The sequence below is a fragment of the Rhizobium sp. AN5 genome (assembly GCF_900215255.1).
Classification (GTDB): Bacteria; Pseudomonadota; Alphaproteobacteria; order Rhizobiales; family Rhizobiaceae; genus Agrobacterium; species Agrobacterium tumefaciens.
In genome coordinates this window covers 969477-984589 of the sequence record NZ_OCMJ01000003.1, presented here as the reverse complement: position 1 = coordinate 984589, position 15113 = coordinate 969477, and the positions used below count along the sequence as shown (strand labels likewise).

The following is a 15113-nucleotide window of genomic DNA, read 5'->3' as shown; positions in this document are numbered from 1 at the left end:
ATAAGCGCTTTCACAGACATAGACGTCGCAAGGTTTTGCTGCCCGGAACACCTCCCGTTCCGAAGGCGCAAACACCGAGCGGCGTTTTTTTATTTTCAGGTTTTTTCGCAAGCGAACGCGCCACCCATGCGGTGGTCCAATAAGGGGAAGATGCGAATGAAAAAGATATTCTCGGGCGATGTCAGCCGCCGCACGATACTGAAGACGACAGCTACTGCAGCCCTTGTTACCGCCGTGCGTACCGCTTTTCCGTCAGGCGCTTTCGCAGCCACGGCTGAGCCGGAAGTGAAGGGCGCGAAAATCGGCTTCATCGCGCTGACCGACGCCGCCCCGCTTATCATCGCGGCGGAAAAGGGACTGTTCACCAAGCATGGCATGCCGGATGTCGAGGTTCTCAAACAGGCATCCTGGGGTGCGACACGTGACAATCTCGTGCTCGGCGGCGCATCGAACGGCATTGATGGCGCGCATATCCTGACCCCGATGCCCTATCTCATGCATACCGGCAAGGTGACGCAGAACAACGTGCCTGTGCCGATGGCGCTTATCGCCCGCCTCAATCTCGACAGCCAGGGTATTTCCGTCGCCAAGGAATATGCTGAAACCGGCGTTCAGCTCGACGCGTCCAAGCTGAAGGCGGCTTTCGAGAAGAAGAAGGCAGAAGGCAAGGAAATCAAGGCTGCCATGACATTTCCCGGCGGCACGCATGATCTGTGGATGCGCTATTGGCTGGCCGCCGGCGGCATCGACCCGGACAAGGACGTCTCCACCATCGTCGTTCCGCCGCCGCAGATGGTCGCCAATATGAAGGTCGGCAATATGGACGTCTTCTGTGTGGGCGAACCCTGGAACGAGCAACTCGTCAATCAGGGCATCGGCTTTACTGCCTGTACCACCGGGGAACTCTGGAAAGGGCATCCCGAAAAGGCGCTCGGCATGCGCGCCGACTGGGTGGAAAAGAACCCCAACGCCACCAAGGCATTGCTGATGGCCGTGATGGAGGCCCAGCAATGGTGCGATGAGATGGCGAACAAGGAGGAGATGTCCACGATCCTCGGCAAGCGCCAATGGTTCAACGTGCCGCCGAAGGACGTTCTTGGCCGCCTCAAGGGCAATATCAACTACGGCAACGGCCGCGTGCTGGAAAATACCGGTCTGCAGATGAAGTTCTGGCAGGATCACGCGTCCTATCCCTTCCGCAGCCATGACAGCTGGTTCATCGCGGAAAACATCCGCTGGGGTAAATTTGCACCCGATACGGACGTGAAGGCGCTGGTTGCTAAGGTCAACCGCGAGGACATCTGGCGCGACGCGGCAAAGGATCTCGGTGTTGCCGATATTCCCGCCTCCACGTCGCGCGGCAAGGAAACCTTCTTCGACGGCAAGGTCTTCGACCCGGAAAACCCGTCGGCCTATCTCGAAAGTCTTTCCATCAAGGCAGCCTCCTGAGGAGGAGACACGGGTGTCGCCCCTCCTCTGCCGGGTCGCCGTTTGAAGATGGACACCAAAGGCCGGGTGAGGGGCGAGACCCTGACCGCAACCGAAATCCAAAGGAAACGCCATGTCCGCATTGGCTCAAAATTTCAAGGAACAGCCGCAGCAACCGGTGGCACAAAAGGCAAACGTCGTGACCCTTCCGCCCAAACATCCCTCGCGGTTCAATCTGCGTAAACTGGGTGCTGCGGCGGCCCGCAATATCATACCGCCGTTTGTCGTCCTCGCCGTTCTGCTGGGCGTCTGGCAGGTGCTCTGTTCCGCCCCCGGCTCGTCTCTACCGCCGCCAAGCCAGGTATTCGAGGAAAGCTACGATCTCATCGTATCGCCGTTCTTCCACAATGGTTCGCAGGATATCGGCCTCGGCTTGCGCGTGCTCGTCTCGCTGGAGCGCGTGGCATACGGTTTCGGCCTTGCGGCCATCGCCGGCATCATTCTCGGTGCAGTCATCGGCCAGTCGGTCTGGGCCATGCGCGGCCTCGACCCGATTTTTCAGGTCCTGCGCACCGTGCCGCCGCTCGCCTGGCTGCCGCTTTCACTTGCCGCCTTTCAGGACAGCAATCCGTCGGCCATTTTCGTGATCTTCATCACCTCCATCTGGCCCGTCATCATCAATACGGCGGTCGGCGTGCGCAACATTCCGCAGGATTATCGCAACGTTGCGAAGGTGCTGCGGCTCAATCAGATCGAATTCTTCTTCAAGATCATGCTGCCGTCGGCCGCGCCCTACATCTTCACCGGTCTGCGCATCGGCATCGGCCTCTCCTGGCTCGCCATCGTGGCTGCGGAAATGCTCACCGGCGGTGTCGGTATCGGCTTCTTCATCTGGGATGCGTGGAACTCCTCGCGCCTGCCCGACATCATCGTGGCGCTCGCTTACATCGGCGTTGTCGGCTTCATGCTCGACAAGCTGGTAGCGGCGCTCGGCAAGGTCATCACCCGCGGCGCTGCGGCCAACTAAAAGGGCGACCATCATGAACGCTTATCTGAAACTCGATCATATAGACAAATATTTCGACAAGGGCGGTTCGCGCGCCGAAGTGCTGAAAGGCATCAACCTGACCATCGGCAAGGGCGAATTCGTCTCGGTCATCGGTCATTCCGGCTGCGGCAAGTCCACCATGCTCAACCTCATCGCCGGGCTGACCAAAGTCTCAGCAGGCGTCGTGCTTCTGGAAAACCGCGAGGTCAACGAACCAGGTCCGGAACGCGCCGTCGTCTTCCAGAACCACAGCCTGCTCCCCTGGCTTTCGGTTTATGAAAACGTCAACCTCGCCGTCGCGAAGGTCTTCAGCAATACCAAGACCAAAGCGGAACGCCACGACTGGGTCATGCGCAATCTGGATCTGGTGCAGATGGCCCATGCCAAGGACAAGAAACCGTCTGAAATTTCCGGCGGCATGAAGCAGCGCGTCGGCATTGCCCGGGCGCTCGCCATGGAGCCGAAAATCCTGCTGCTGGACGAGCCTTTCGGCGCACTGGATGCGCTGACGCGCGCCCACCTTCAGGACGCCGTGATGGAAATCCACGCCCGGCTTGGCAACACCATGGTCATGATCACCCACGATGTGGATGAGGCGGTGCTGCTGTCCGACCGTATCGTGATGATGACCAACGGTCCGGCCGCCCATATCGGCGAAGTGCTTGACGTGCCGCTGCCGCGCCCGCGCAACCGCATCGAGCTTGCATCCGACAAGACCTACCTCAAATGCCGCGAGGCCGTGCTGAAGTTCCTTTACGAACGTCACCGCTTCGTCGAAGCTGCGGAGTAACCACTATGGCGCAAAAACTCGTCATCATCGGCAATGGCATGGCGCCGGGGCGCATGCTGGAAAACCTTTTCGAAACCGCCCCCGGCCTCTACGACGTCACCATTTTCAACGCCGAGCCGCGCGTCAATTACGACCGCATCATGCTCTCGCCAGTACTCTCAGGCGAAAAGAGCTATGAAGATATCGTCATCCACAATGACGAATGGTACGCGGCCAACAATGTGACGCTGCACAAGGGCGCGAAGGTCACCGGCATCGACCGCGACAACAAGACCGTAACAAGCGAAAACGGCATCACCGTTTCCTACGACAGGCTGGTAATCGCCACCGGTTCCCTGCCCTTCATCATTCCCGTCCCTGGCCATCAATTGCCGGGCGTTCTCGCCTATCGCGATCTCGACGATGTGACGAAGATGCTTGAAATCGCCGAGGGCAAGGGCCGCGCCATCGTCATCGGTGCCGGCCTTCTGGGTCTGGAAGCAGCTTATGGCCTCAAGCGCCAGGGAATGGACGTCACCGTCATCCATCTGATGCCGACGATCATGGAGCGGCAGCTCGATCCGGCAGCGGCCTATCTTCTGGAAAAGGCGCTGAACGAGCGCGGCATCGACATCATCACCAAGGCAAATACCAAATGCATTCTCGGCGCGGAGAAGGTCGAAGGCATCGAGCTGGAAGACGGTCGCGTCATTAAAGGCGACATGGTGGTGATGGCGGTCGGCATCCGTCCCGCCTCGGGTCTCGCCAAGGAAGCCGGCATCGCCGTCAATCGCGGCATCGTCGTGGATGATGGCATGATGACGTCGGATGCCTCGATATATGCGCTTGGCGAATGCGCCGAGCATCGCGGCATGTGCTACGGGCTGGTCGCGCCGCTTTATGAATCTGCGCGGGTGCTGGCGGACCGGCTTTGTGACGGTTCGGCCGAATATCATGGGTCTGTCACCAATACCAAACTGAAGGTCACCGGCATCAACCTGTTTTCCGCCGGCGATTTTGCCGAGGGCGACGACCGCGAGGAAATCGTGCTGCGCGATGCCACCGCCGGTGTCTACAAGCGCCTGATCCTCAAGGAAAATCGCATCATCGGCGCGGTTCTTTACGGCGAGACGGCGGATGGTTCGTGGTTCTTCGACCTGATGAAGAAATCGACCGACATTTCCGCCATGCGCGAAACCCTGATCTTCGGCCAGGCCTATCAGGGAGGGTCCCCGCTGGACCCTATGGCGGCCGTTGCAGCCTTGCCGGATGATGCGGAAATCTGCGGCTGCAACGGCGTCTGCAAGGGCAAGATCACCTCGGTCATCACCTCGAAGGGGCTGACCTCGCTGGATGATGTGCGCGCCCATACCAAGGCGTCCGCCTCCTGCGGCAATTGCACCGGCCTTGTCGAGCAACTGATGACGCTGACGCTTGGCGACAGCTACAATCCCGCTGCCGTGCAGCCCATGTGCAAATGCACAGATCTCGGCCACGATGATGTGCGCCGTCTCATCAAGGCCAAGGGCCTGAAGACCATTCCCGCCGTGATGCAGGAACTGGAATGGAAGACCTCCTGCGGCTGCGCCAAGTGCAGACCGGCGCTCAACTACTATCTCGTCTGCGATTTTCCCGACGAATATGCCGACGACTACCAGTCGCGTTATATCAATGAGCGCGTCCATGCCAATATCCAGAAGGACGGCACCTATTCCGTCGTTCCGCGCATGTGGGGCGGCGTCACATCTTCCTCCGAACTGCGGGCAATTGCGGATGTGGTCGACAAGTTCGAAATCCCGATGGTGAAGGTGACAGGTGGGCAACGCATCGATCTTCTCGGCATCGAGAAGGAGGATTTGCCGGCGGTCTGGGCCGATCTCGGCAAGGCCGGTTTCATTTCCGGCCAGGCCTATGCCAAGGGGCTTCGCACCGTGAAGACCTGCGTTGGAGAACAATGGTGCCGCTTCGGCACGCAGGATTCCACCGGCCTCGGCATCCGCATCGAAAAATTCATGTGGGGCTCATGGACGCCCGCCAAGCTGAAGCTTGCCGTTTCCGGCTGTCCGCGAAACTGCGCTGAGGCGACATGCAAGGATATCGGCGTCATCTGCGTCGATTCCGGTTTCGAAATCCACTTCGCCGGTGCCGCTGGTCTCGATATCAAGGGTACGGAAGTGCTGGGCCTCGTCCATACCGAGGATGAGGCGCTGGAGCATATCGTGGCGTTGACCCAGATGTACCGCGAGCAGGCGCGCTACCTCGAGCGCATCTATAAATGGGCCAAGCGCATCGGTTACGACGAAGTCCGCCGCCAGATCATGGACGATGCCGACAAGCGCCGGGCCTATTTTGACCGCTTCGTCTTCAGCCAGAAATTCGCGCAGGTCGATCCCTGGTCGGAACGTGTGTCCGGCCACGACAAGCACGAATTCAGGCCGATGGCGGCAATCGGTTTCAACGAGGCAGCGGAGTGAGAACGATGGACAGCAACTGGATCGATATTGGCGACATTTCCGACATTCCGCTGCGCGGCGCGCGCTGCGTGAAAACGCCTATGGGCAAGATCGCCGTGTTTCGCACGGCTGAAAATCAGGTCTTCGCCATCGAGGATCATTGCCCGCACAAGGGCGGCCCGCTGTCTCAGGGCATCGTGCACGGGGCTTCGGTGACATGTCCTTTGCACAATTGGGTCATTTCGCTGGAGACCGGCAAGGCGTTGGGGGCGGATGAGGGTGAGGTGAGGACCATTCCTCTCCGCAATCTCGACGGGCGGCTTTCGATTGCGCTCGAAACTTTGATGATTGCGGCGGAGTGATATCAGATGTTGGCGACGATACCCCCCTCTGTCCTGCCGGATATCTCCCCCTCGAGGGGGGAGATCGACAAGTGGCATGCTTCCCGCTTCATCTCTGTTGTCGGAGACGCAAGCTGTGAAGTAGAGCCGGTGCCGCAATTGATCTCCCCCCGTGAGGGGGAGATGTCCGGCAGGACAGAGGGGGGTAAACGCCACTTGCTCAGGGGGCAAACCCATGCCCGTTGAAACAAAAACCACCTGTCCCTATTGCGGTGTCGGCTGCGGCGTCATCGCCACCGTTGCCGATGACGGCATCGTTTCCATCAAAGGCGATCCGGACCACCCTGCCAATTTCGGCCGGCTGTGTTCCAAGGGTTCGGCTCTTGCCGAAACCATCGACCTCGACGGACGGCTGCTCCATCCCGAAATCCACGGAAAGCGGGTGGCATGGGACGAAGCGCTTCAACTCGTTGCTTCAAGATTTTCCGAGGCCATTTCCGAGCACGGCCCGGATTCGGTTGCCTTTTACGTTTCCGGCCAATTGCTGACGGAGGATTATTACCTCGCCAACAAGCTGATGAAGGGTTTCATCGGATCGGCCAATATCGATACGAATTCAAGGCTTTGCATGTCGTCTTCGGTCGCCGGCCATCGCCGCGCCTTCGGGGCCGATACGGTCCCCGGCACCTATGAGGATATGGAGCTTGCCGATCTGGTAATCCTCACCGGATCCAATCTCGCCTGGTGTCATCCCGTCCTCTATCAACGGCTTGCTGCCGCAAAGGCGGCGCGGCCGGACATGAAGGTGGTGGTCATCGATCCGCGCCGGACGATGAGCGCAGATATTGCCGATATGCACCTCGCCATCCGCCCGGATGGAGATGTGGCGCTGTTTACCGGTCTTCTGGCCCATCTTTCCGGCAGTTCCGCGTTCGATAATGCTTATGTTGGAAACCACACTGTCGGCTTCGATGCCGCGATGCAGGCAGCGACCGGGCACAGCCTGCCGGAGATTGCCGACAAGACCGGTCTGACAATCGCGGAACTGATTTCCTTTTACGAATTGTTCGAACGCACCCAAAAAACCGTCACCTGCTACAGTCAGGGCGTCAACCAGTCGCAAAGCGGCACCGACAAGGTCAACGCCATCATCAATTGCCACCTCGCCACAGGCCGTATCGGCCGGCCGGGCATGGGGCCGTTTTCGCTGACCGGCCAGCCCAACGCCATGGGCGGACGCGAGGTGGGCGGGCTTGCCAATATGCTGGCGGCCCATATGGCCATCGAGAACGCTGAAGACCGCGACCGCGTGCAGCGCTTCTGGGCCTCGCCGGCGATTGCGCAGAAGCCTGGCCTCAAGGCGGTGGATATGTTCCGGGCGGTGGCCGATGGCCGCATCAAGGCGCTGTGGATCATGGCCACCAACCCCGTCGTTTCCATGCCGGATGCCGGTGCCGTCGAGGCGGCGATCAAGGCCTGTCCCTTTGTCGTGGTGTCCGATGTCATCGCCAATACCGATACCGCCCGCCACGCCCATGTGCTGTTGCCATCGCTCGGCTGGGGGGAAAAGGACGGCACGGTCACCAATTCCGAACGACGTATTTCCCGCCAGCGCGGTTTTCTTGATGCGCCCGGCGAAGCAAAGGCCGACTGGTGGCAATTCGCCGAAGTTGGACAGCGCATGGGTTTTGACGCTGCCTTCGGCTACCGGCAACCTTCTGAGGTTTTCGCCGAACATGCCGCTCTCTCCGGCTTCGAGAACGCCGGAAGCCGTGATTTCGATATCGGCGGGATCGACCGTGATTCCTACGATACGATGACACCGTTTCAATGGCCAAAAGCCGAAGCGGGTGAAGCCGCCATTACCCGCTTTTTCGCGGATGGCCGCTTTTTCCATGCGGATGGCAAGGCCCGCTTCATCGCCACGGCACTGCCGGAGACCGGCAGGACATCGGCGGACTACCCGCTGACGCTGAACACCGGCCGCATCCGCGACCAATGGCACACCATGACCCGCACCGGCAAAAGCGCGCGGCTTACCGCCCATATCGCTGAACCCTTTGCCGAACTTCACCCGCGCGATGCACAGTTGCTGGGCATCGAAAGCGCCGATCTGGTGGAGATTGAGAGCCCGCACGGCAAGGTTCTGCTGCGGGCACTGGTCAGCGAGAGGCAGGCGCGGGGAGCTGTGTTTGTGCCTATGCACTGGAACGACCAGTTCGCCGCGCAGGCCCGCATCGATATGCTCGTGCCAGCGGTCACGGACCCGCATTCCGGCCAGCCCGCTTCGAAGAATGTCGGCGTGAGTGCACGACGTTTTGTAGCGAAAGCCTATGGATTTGCGATCTCCCGCACCCGGCCTGATGCGCCGGACTGCGCCTATTGGGCAGTTGCGAAGGCGGATGGCGGCTACCGCATGGAGCTTGCCTTCGAGGAACAGCCGCAGGACTGGACGCTCTGGGCCCGACAGGTTTTCGGCATCGATATCAGGGTTGAGCCTCTGGGTTACAGCGACCGGCAGACGGGCGATCTGCGACTTGCTTTCTTCGACGGTGATACCTTGCTGGCAGCGCTGTTCGTCGCCAGAGAGCCGGTGGCCGTTGCCCGCAACTGGGCGATTTCACAGCTGAACGAACGCCATGAGGATTTGCGCATGCGTTTTGCGCTGGTCGCCGGGCGTCCCGGCGCCGGCCGCGCCGATCCGGGGGCGATGGTCTGCTCCTGCTTCAATGTCGGGGTCAACCAGATCACGGCCGCCATCCGCGATGGCTGCCACAGCGTCGAAGCCATAGGTGCTGCGTTGAATGCCGGAACCAATTGCGGCTCCTGCCGCGCCGAGATCAGGGGGATCATCGATGGATGCCTTAAAACCGCAGCGGAATGAACCGAACCGCGTGGAGAAGCTTGCCAAGTTGCCGGTCTTCTGGGGGCTTGAGGGCAAGCGTGTGGTGCTGGCGGGCGGATCGGATGGGGCTGCATGGAAGGCGGAACTGCTGCTTGCCTGCGGGGCGGAGCTTCATCTCTATTGCGAGGAAAGCGAGCTTTCGGAATGCTTTACGGCACTGGTCTCAACAAGCCAGATGCTGACATGGCATGACCGTTCCTGGGGTCCGGATAGTTTCAAAGGTGCTGAACTGGCGTTGGCGGATTGTGAAACCGACGAAGAGGCGGAAAGATTTTACAATGCCGCGCGCTCAGCCGGCGTGCCTGTCAATGTCATCGACAAGCCGGAATTCTGCCAGTTCCAGTTTGGCTCCATCGTCAATCGTTCGCCGGTGGTGGTGTCGATCTCCACCGATGGCGCCGCACCCATTCTGGCGCAGGCCATTCGCCGACGCATCGAGACTTTGCTGCCGCTCGCTCTCAAGGATTGGGGCGCGCTTGCCCAGACCATCCGAGAGCGGGTCAATATACGCCTCGCGCCCGGCACGGCGCGGCGATCATTCTGGGAAAAATTTGTCGACCGGGCGTTTACCGAAAGGCTGGATGAGGGCAGCGAAGAAAGGCTGCTGACAGACATAGGCACGCAGGCCGGGCGGACAGGATCGGGACGCGGCCTTGTGACGCTGGTCGGTGCCGGACCCGGCGATGCTGAGCTGCTGACGCTGAAAGCGGTACGCGCCCTGCAGGCGGCGGATGTCATTCTGTTCGACGATCTCGTTTCATCCGAGGTGCTGGAACTGGCGCGGCGGGAGGCGAAGCGCATGCTGGTTGGCAAGCGCGGCGGCCGGGAAAGCTGCAAGCAGGAAGATATTAACGACATGATGATCCGCCTTGCCAAGGCCGGCAAAAGGGTAGTGCGGCTGAAATCTGGCGATCCGATGATTTTCGGACGCGCCGGCGAGGAGATCGCGGCGCTGGAGGCTGAAAACATCCCAGTCGAAATCGTACCCGGCATCACTGCGGCAAGCGCCATGGCTTCGCGGCTCGGCATTTCCCTCACCCATCGCGATCACGCCCAGTCGGTTCGCTTCGTCACCGGGCATTCCAGACAGGGCAAGCTGCCGGAGAATATCGACTGGCAGTCGCTGTCGAACCCTTCCGTGACCACGGTTTTTTACATGGGCGGGCGAACCGCTGCCAGCATCGAGGAAGCCCTTCTGGCGCATGGCATGCCGGCCTCGACGCCCGTCGCCATCATGATTTCCGTCAGCCGCGAAAATGAGCAGCGCTGGTGCGGTTCGCTCGTGCAACTGGCTGCGGCGGTTGAACGACTGGGCGTGAACGAGCCTATACTGATCGGCATCGGTGATGCGTTTGGTGCTGCAATCTCTGCGTTTTCCGAGATCGGCCTGCCGGAGCCAGTCGCGATGTCAATTCAGAAAGCCGGCTAATAATCTTGCTGGTCCGTGCGGATACGTTTTTTGTGTACCTCCGCAAGTGGACCTGATCGGTGCCACAAAACCGTCCCTTGACATTGGTTTTTCGTTCGCTCTTCAATAAAACGAAAAAATTGAAAGAGGAGGGAGGGTGAAATGATGCTCACACCGCGTCAGGATGAAATCGTTGCGCTGGCGAAGGCGACCGGGCGGGTGCTGGTGGACGAGCTGGCCACGCGGTTTTCGGTAACGCCACAGACGATCCGCAAGGACCTCAACGATCTCTGCGATACGCGGGTGCTGACGCGCATCCATGGCGGCGCGCTTTTTCCGAGCGGCAACGAAAACGTCAAATACGAAGCACGCCGTGCGATCGCCTCCTCCGAAAAGCAGGCGATCGGCGCCGCTGCCGCTGCCCTCATCCCCAACAACTCCTCGCTTTTCATCAATATCGGCACGACGACCGAGGCGGTGGGCGAAGCGCTGGCGGATCATCACGAGCTGATGGTCATCACCAACAATATTAATGTTGCCAACAGGTTACGGGTTTTTCCGGGCATCGAGGTGGTGATCGCTGGCGGCGTCGTGCGCGGTTCCGATGGCGGCATCGTCGGTGAGGCCGCGGTGGATTTTATCCGCCAGTTCAAGGTCGATTTCGCCGTCATCGGCGTTTCTGCGATCGATGAGGACGGCGCTTTGCTGGATTTCGACTTTCGCGAGGTCAAGGTTGCCCAGGCGATCATGTCCAACGCTCGCCACGTCATTCTTGTATCGGATTCGCTGAAATTCGAGCGGACGGCACCGGTGCGCATCGGCCATCTTTCACAGGTGCACACCTTCATTACCGATCATTGTCCGGTCGATTCGATCCGATCCATCTGTGCCGATCATGACGTCAGGTTGATTGAAACCGAGGTTGGGGAGCCTTGATCCGAACCGCCCCGGAATTTCGTTTGACATTCGTTTTGTCTTCAAATTAGATGTCCGTGCTTTCAATATATCGATGAGGAGAGCGTCGATGAAAGCGCGGGAGGGTCCATGTTTGACGAGGCAATCCACGATGTTTTCGTGATCGGCGGCGGCATCAACGGCTGCGGTATCGCGCGTGACGCTGTCGGCAGGGGCTATTCCGTTGCGCTTGCAGAAATGAACGATTTTGCCTCCGGCACCTCGTCGGCCGCCACAAAGCTCATTCATGGCGGTTTGCGTTATCTCGAACATTACGAATTTCGTCTGGTGCGAGAAGCGCTGATGGAGCGCGAGGTGCTGTGGGCCATGGCGCCGCACATCATCTGGCCTATGCGCTTTGTTCTGCCGTTCCAGAAGGGCGGCGTGCGCCCGGCCTGGCTCGTGCGTCTTGGGCTTTTTCTTTATGACCATCTCGGCGGCCGCAAGCTTTTGCCCGCCACCCGCTCGCTCGATCTGCGCCGTGATCCCGCAGGGAAACCGCTGAAGCCGATTTTTGCCCGCGCTTTCGAATATTCTGACGGCTGGGTGGACGATGCCCGTCTTGTGGTGCTGAACGCCCGCGATGCCGCCGATCGCGGCGCATTGATCCTCAACCGCACGCAGGTCGTTTCGGCACGGCGCGAAGGCGCCTTCTGGCGGGTCGAAACGAAAAATGCTGCCGGAGAAACCGCGACCTACCGGGCGCGCATGCTAGTAAATGCGGCCGGCCCGTGGGTGGACAAGGTTCTGGCTGCGACATTCGGTAAAAACAATGTCCACAACGTCCGCCTCGTGCAGGGCAGCCACATCATCGTGCGCAAGAAGTTTTCCGATCCGCGCGCCTATTTTTTCCAGAATCCGGACGGGCGCATCATCTTCGCCATCCCCTATGAGCAGGATTTTACCCTGATCGGCACGACGGATCGCGACTATACCGCCGACCCCCGGGCTGTTAAGATCAGCGACGAGGAGATCAGCTATCTTTGCAACGCGGCGAGCGAATATTTCGCTGAACCGGTGACGCCGGCCGATATCGTCTGGACCTATTCCGGCGTGCGGCCGCTGTTTGACGACGGCGCATCGAAAGCGCAGGAGGCAACCCGCGATTATGTGCTGAAAACCGAAGGAGCTGAAGGCGAAGCGCCGCTTCTCAATATCTTCGGTGGCAAGCTCACCACCTATCGGCGGCTTGCCGAACATGCTCTTGAAAAAATCGGTGATGCGCTGGGTGAAAAGGGCTCGCCGTGGACGGCAGGCTCACATTTGCCGGGCGGAAATTTCGGTGCCGAGGCTTATGCGGCAGAGGTCACGGCCCTGCGGTCGCGTTATCCTTTCCTCGATGAGCGTCATGCGAAGCGGCTCATCCGCTGCTACGGAACGGACGCCGTGTCGATTATTGGCAATGCCGGGGACATGGCAGCACTCGGACGGCATTTCGGTGGCACGCTTTATGAGGCCGAGGTGCGCTGGCTGATGGCGCGGGAATGGGCGCTGACGGCGGAGGATATTCTGTGGCGCCGCACCAAGCAGGGGCTTTTCTTTACCCAAGAAGAGGTGCGCGGGCTGGAGGATTATATCGATGACATTGCAGGTGGACGCTTGAAGGCAATCTGACGATCCGATCAAAAAGCGGAGGAGGCTTTGGATCACCATGCTTGAATTGCGAAACGTCTCGAAGATGGCCGGCGGTGAATATCATATTCACCCGACCGATCTGACGTTGCAGCGCGGAAGCCTGAACGTCCTGCTTGGACCGACACTTTCGGGCAAGACGACGCTCATGCGGTTGATGGCCGGGCTGGACAAGCCAAGTGGCGGTACGATTCTCTTCAATGGGGAGGACGTGACGGGCTGGCCGGTTCAGAAGCGCAACGTCGCCATGGTCTATCAGCAGTTCATCAATTATCCGGCGCTCAGCGTCTATGAAAACATCGCCTCGCCGATGCGCGTTGCCGGCAAGGACAAGGCAACGATCGACAGGGAGGTGAGGAAGGCCGCCGAGCTTCTGAGGCTGACGCCCTATCTCGACCGCACACCGCTCAACCTTTCCGGTGGCCAGCAACAGCGCACGGCACTTGCCCGCGCCATCGTCAAAAACGCCAATCTGGTGCTCCTCGACGAGCCGCTCGCAAATCTCGACTACAAGCTTCGTGAGGAGTTGCGTGAGGAATTGCCGCGCATCTTTGCCGAATCCGGTGCGATCTTCGTTTACGCCACGACGGAACCCTCCGAAGCTCTACTGCTTGGTGGCAATACCGCGACGCTGAACGAGGGCAAGGTGACGCAATTCAGCCGCACGATCGAGGTTTACAGGCGTCCGGTGGATATCGTAACCGCGAAAATATTTGCCGATCCGCCACTCAACACCATCGAGGTTATCAAGACGGGCGGCGCCTTCACGCGCGCCGACCATGCGGTTGTGCCGGTGCCGGCGCATCTTGCTGCCATGCCTGACGGTCCAGTGACCATTGCCTTCCAGCCACATCATCTTTTCCCACAGCAAAAGGGGCAGGCGGCGCAATCCATCCGGGCGCGGACACTGATCTCGGAGATCGCCGGATCGGAAAGCTTCGTACACGTGGAATTTTCAGGCCAGCGTTGGGTGATGCTGGCGCAGGGCATTCACGACATCGAGCCGGACACGGAGATCGAGCTGTTTCTCGATACGCGGCACCTGATGGCTTTCGATACACACGGCCACGCCATCGGCGAAGCGGCTTAAGGGGAGATCGATCATGGCACGCATCACGCTCGATCATATCCGCCACGCTTACAACGCCAAGGCGCAGGCGGCTGGTGATTATGCCCTGAAGGAAGTTCATCACGAATGGGAGGATGGCGGTGCCTATGCGCTGCTTGGCCCTTCCGGCTGCGGCAAGACCACGTTGCTCAACATCATTTCCGGCTTGCTGCGCCCCTCGGAAGGCCGCATCGCCTTTGACGGAACAGATGTCACCGATCTTTCCACCGAAGATCGCAACATCGCCCAGGTATTCCAGTTCCCAGTCGTTTACGACACGATGACAGTCTACGACAATCTGGCTTTTCCGCTGCGCAACCGGCAAGTGCCGGAAGCCGAAGTCGACCGCCGTGTGCGGGAAATCCTCGAGATGACCGATCTTTCCGGCATGGCCAAACGCCACGCGCGCGGACTTACGGCGGACCAGAAGCAGAAAATTTCGCTGGCGCGCGGGTTGGTGCGATCCGACGTCAATGCCATCCTCTTCGACGAGCCGCTGACGGTGATCGATCCGCATATGAAATGGGTGCTGCGCTCGCAGTTGAAGCGCCTCCACCGCCAGTCCGGTTTCACCATGGTCTACGTCACCCACGACCAGACCGAAGCGCTGACTTTCGCCGACAAGGTGGTGGTCATGTATGACGGTCAGATCGTCCAGATCGGCACACCCGCCGAGCTTTTCGAACGCCCGGGACATACGTTCGTCGGTTATTTCATCGGTTCGCCCGGCATGAATGTGATGCCTGCCAGCATTGATGGCGCAACGGCGGTTGTCGGCGGCCTTGGCGTTCCGCTTGCCGGCGTGCCGGTGGTGGATGGATCGAAGCGGATCGAAATCGGCATCCGCCCGGAATTCGTTCGGCTGGAGCGGGGTGGCATGCCCATCACCGTCGACAAGGTAGAGGATATCGGCCGGCAAAAGATCGTTCGTGCCCGGTTCGCCGGCCAAAAGCTTGCGATTGTCGTTCCGGAAGAGGAGGACATTCCGGCAGAAGCGGGTGTTCGCTTCGATCCGGCCGCTATCGGTGTCTTTGCCGATTCCTGGCGTGTGAAGATGGGGGGCTGAC

The 15113-nt window shown here is 59.9% G+C and carries 11 protein-coding genes; all 11 read left to right on the top strand.

The genetic code is table 11. From position 1 onward, the window contains the following. The first annotated feature begins 156 nt into the window (after positions 1-156). The 11 genes from CRP02_RS07895 (at position 157) to CRP02_RS07840 (ending at position 15112) form a co-directional block, all read left to right on the top strand. The gene (locus CRP02_RS07895; protein ID WP_097170728.1) at positions 157-1449 is read left to right on the top strand and encodes a CmpA/NrtA family ABC transporter substrate-binding protein; all 1293 of its coding nucleotides are present in this window, start codon (positions 157-159) and stop codon (positions 1447-1449) included. A gap of 112 nt (positions 1450-1561) precedes the next feature. Next, positions 1562-2455 (top strand): nitrate ABC transporter permease, encoded by an 894-nt coding sequence (ntrB, locus tag CRP02_RS07890; protein WP_097170727.1) that lies wholly within the window; start codon positions 1562-1564, stop codon positions 2453-2455. 13 nt (positions 2456-2468) lie between these two features. Further along, positions 2469-3266 carry an ABC transporter ATP-binding protein gene (locus CRP02_RS07885; RefSeq protein ID WP_013761942.1) on the top strand — a complete coding sequence of 266 codons (798 nt, stop codon included), beginning with the start codon at positions 2469-2471 and terminating at the stop codon, positions 3264-3266. Between the two features lie 5 nt (positions 3267-3271). Then, complete coding sequence (gene nirB / locus CRP02_RS07880) at positions 3272-5719, top strand: nitrite reductase large subunit NirB (protein WP_097170726.1); 2448 nt, start codon at positions 3272-3274, stop codon at positions 5717-5719. A 5-nt stretch (positions 5720-5724) separates the two neighbouring features. Then, on the top strand, positions 5725-6060 hold the full coding sequence (gene nirD / locus CRP02_RS07875) for a nitrite reductase small subunit NirD (protein ID WP_003511593.1): 336 nt from the start codon (positions 5725-5727) through the stop codon (positions 6058-6060). A 214-nt stretch (positions 6061-6274) separates the two neighbouring features. Further along, positions 6275-8923 (top strand): nitrate reductase, encoded by a 2649-nt coding sequence (locus CRP02_RS07865; protein WP_097170725.1) that lies wholly within the window; start codon positions 6275-6277, stop codon positions 8921-8923. Then, complete coding sequence (gene cysG / locus CRP02_RS07860) at positions 8895-10373, top strand: siroheme synthase CysG (protein WP_179783963.1); 1479 nt, start codon at positions 8895-8897, stop codon at positions 10371-10373. The genes CRP02_RS07865 and cysG overlap by 29 nt, the downstream gene beginning before the upstream one ends. A 141-nt stretch (positions 10374-10514) precedes the next feature. Beyond that, complete coding sequence (locus CRP02_RS07855) at positions 10515-11288, top strand: DeoR/GlpR family DNA-binding transcription regulator (RefSeq protein WP_065704493.1); 774 nt, start codon at positions 10515-10517, stop codon at positions 11286-11288. Positions 11289-11396: 108 nt separating this feature from the next. Further along, positions 11397-12920: a glycerol-3-phosphate dehydrogenase gene (locus CRP02_RS07850; RefSeq protein WP_097170724.1), complete on the top strand. Its 1524-nt coding sequence runs from the start codon at positions 11397-11399 to the stop codon at positions 12918-12920. 37 nt (positions 12921-12957) lie between these two features. Then, complete coding sequence (locus tag CRP02_RS07845; RefSeq protein ID WP_013761937.1) at positions 12958-14028, top strand: ABC transporter ATP-binding protein; 1071 nt, start codon at positions 12958-12960, stop codon at positions 14026-14028. A gap of 13 nt (positions 14029-14041) precedes the next feature. Then, positions 14042-15112: an ABC transporter ATP-binding protein gene (locus CRP02_RS07840; RefSeq protein ID WP_097170723.1), complete on the top strand. Its 1071-nt coding sequence runs from the start codon at positions 14042-14044 to the stop codon at positions 15110-15112. The last annotated feature ends 1 nt before the right edge of the window (position 15113 follow it).

Bases quoted from the DNA above. Each gene is read 5' to 3' on its own strand.
- nirD (WP_003511593.1), top strand. From the start codon at position 5,725: ATGGACAGCAACTGGATCGATATTGGCGACATTTCCGACATTCCGCTG.
- CRP02_RS07885 (WP_013761942.1), top strand. From the start codon at position 2,469: ATGAACGCTTATCTGAAACTCGATCATATAGACAAATATTTCGACAAG.
- CRP02_RS07855 (WP_065704493.1), top strand. From the start codon at position 10,515: ATGATGCTCACACCGCGTCAGGATGAAATCGTTGCGCTGGCGAAGGCG.
- ntrB (WP_097170727.1), top strand. From the start codon at position 1,562: ATGTCCGCATTGGCTCAAAATTTCAAGGAACAGCCGCAGCAACCGGTG.
- CRP02_RS07850 (WP_097170724.1), top strand. From the start codon at position 11,397: ATGTTTGACGAGGCAATCCACGATGTTTTCGTGATCGGCGGCGGCATC.
- cysG (WP_179783963.1), top strand. From the start codon at position 8,895: ATGGATGCCTTAAAACCGCAGCGGAATGAACCGAACCGCGTGGAGAAG.
- CRP02_RS07845 (WP_013761937.1), top strand. From the start codon at position 12,958: ATGCTTGAATTGCGAAACGTCTCGAAGATGGCCGGCGGTGAATATCAT.
- CRP02_RS07865 (WP_097170725.1), top strand. From the start codon at position 6,275: ATGCCCGTTGAAACAAAAACCACCTGTCCCTATTGCGGTGTCGGCTGC.
- CRP02_RS07840 (WP_097170723.1), top strand. From the start codon at position 14,042: ATGGCACGCATCACGCTCGATCATATCCGCCACGCTTACAACGCCAAG.
- nirB (WP_097170726.1), top strand. From the start codon at position 3,272: ATGGCGCAAAAACTCGTCATCATCGGCAATGGCATGGCGCCGGGGCGC.
- CRP02_RS07895 (WP_097170728.1), top strand. From the start codon at position 157: ATGAAAAAGATATTCTCGGGCGATGTCAGCCGCCGCACGATACTGAAG.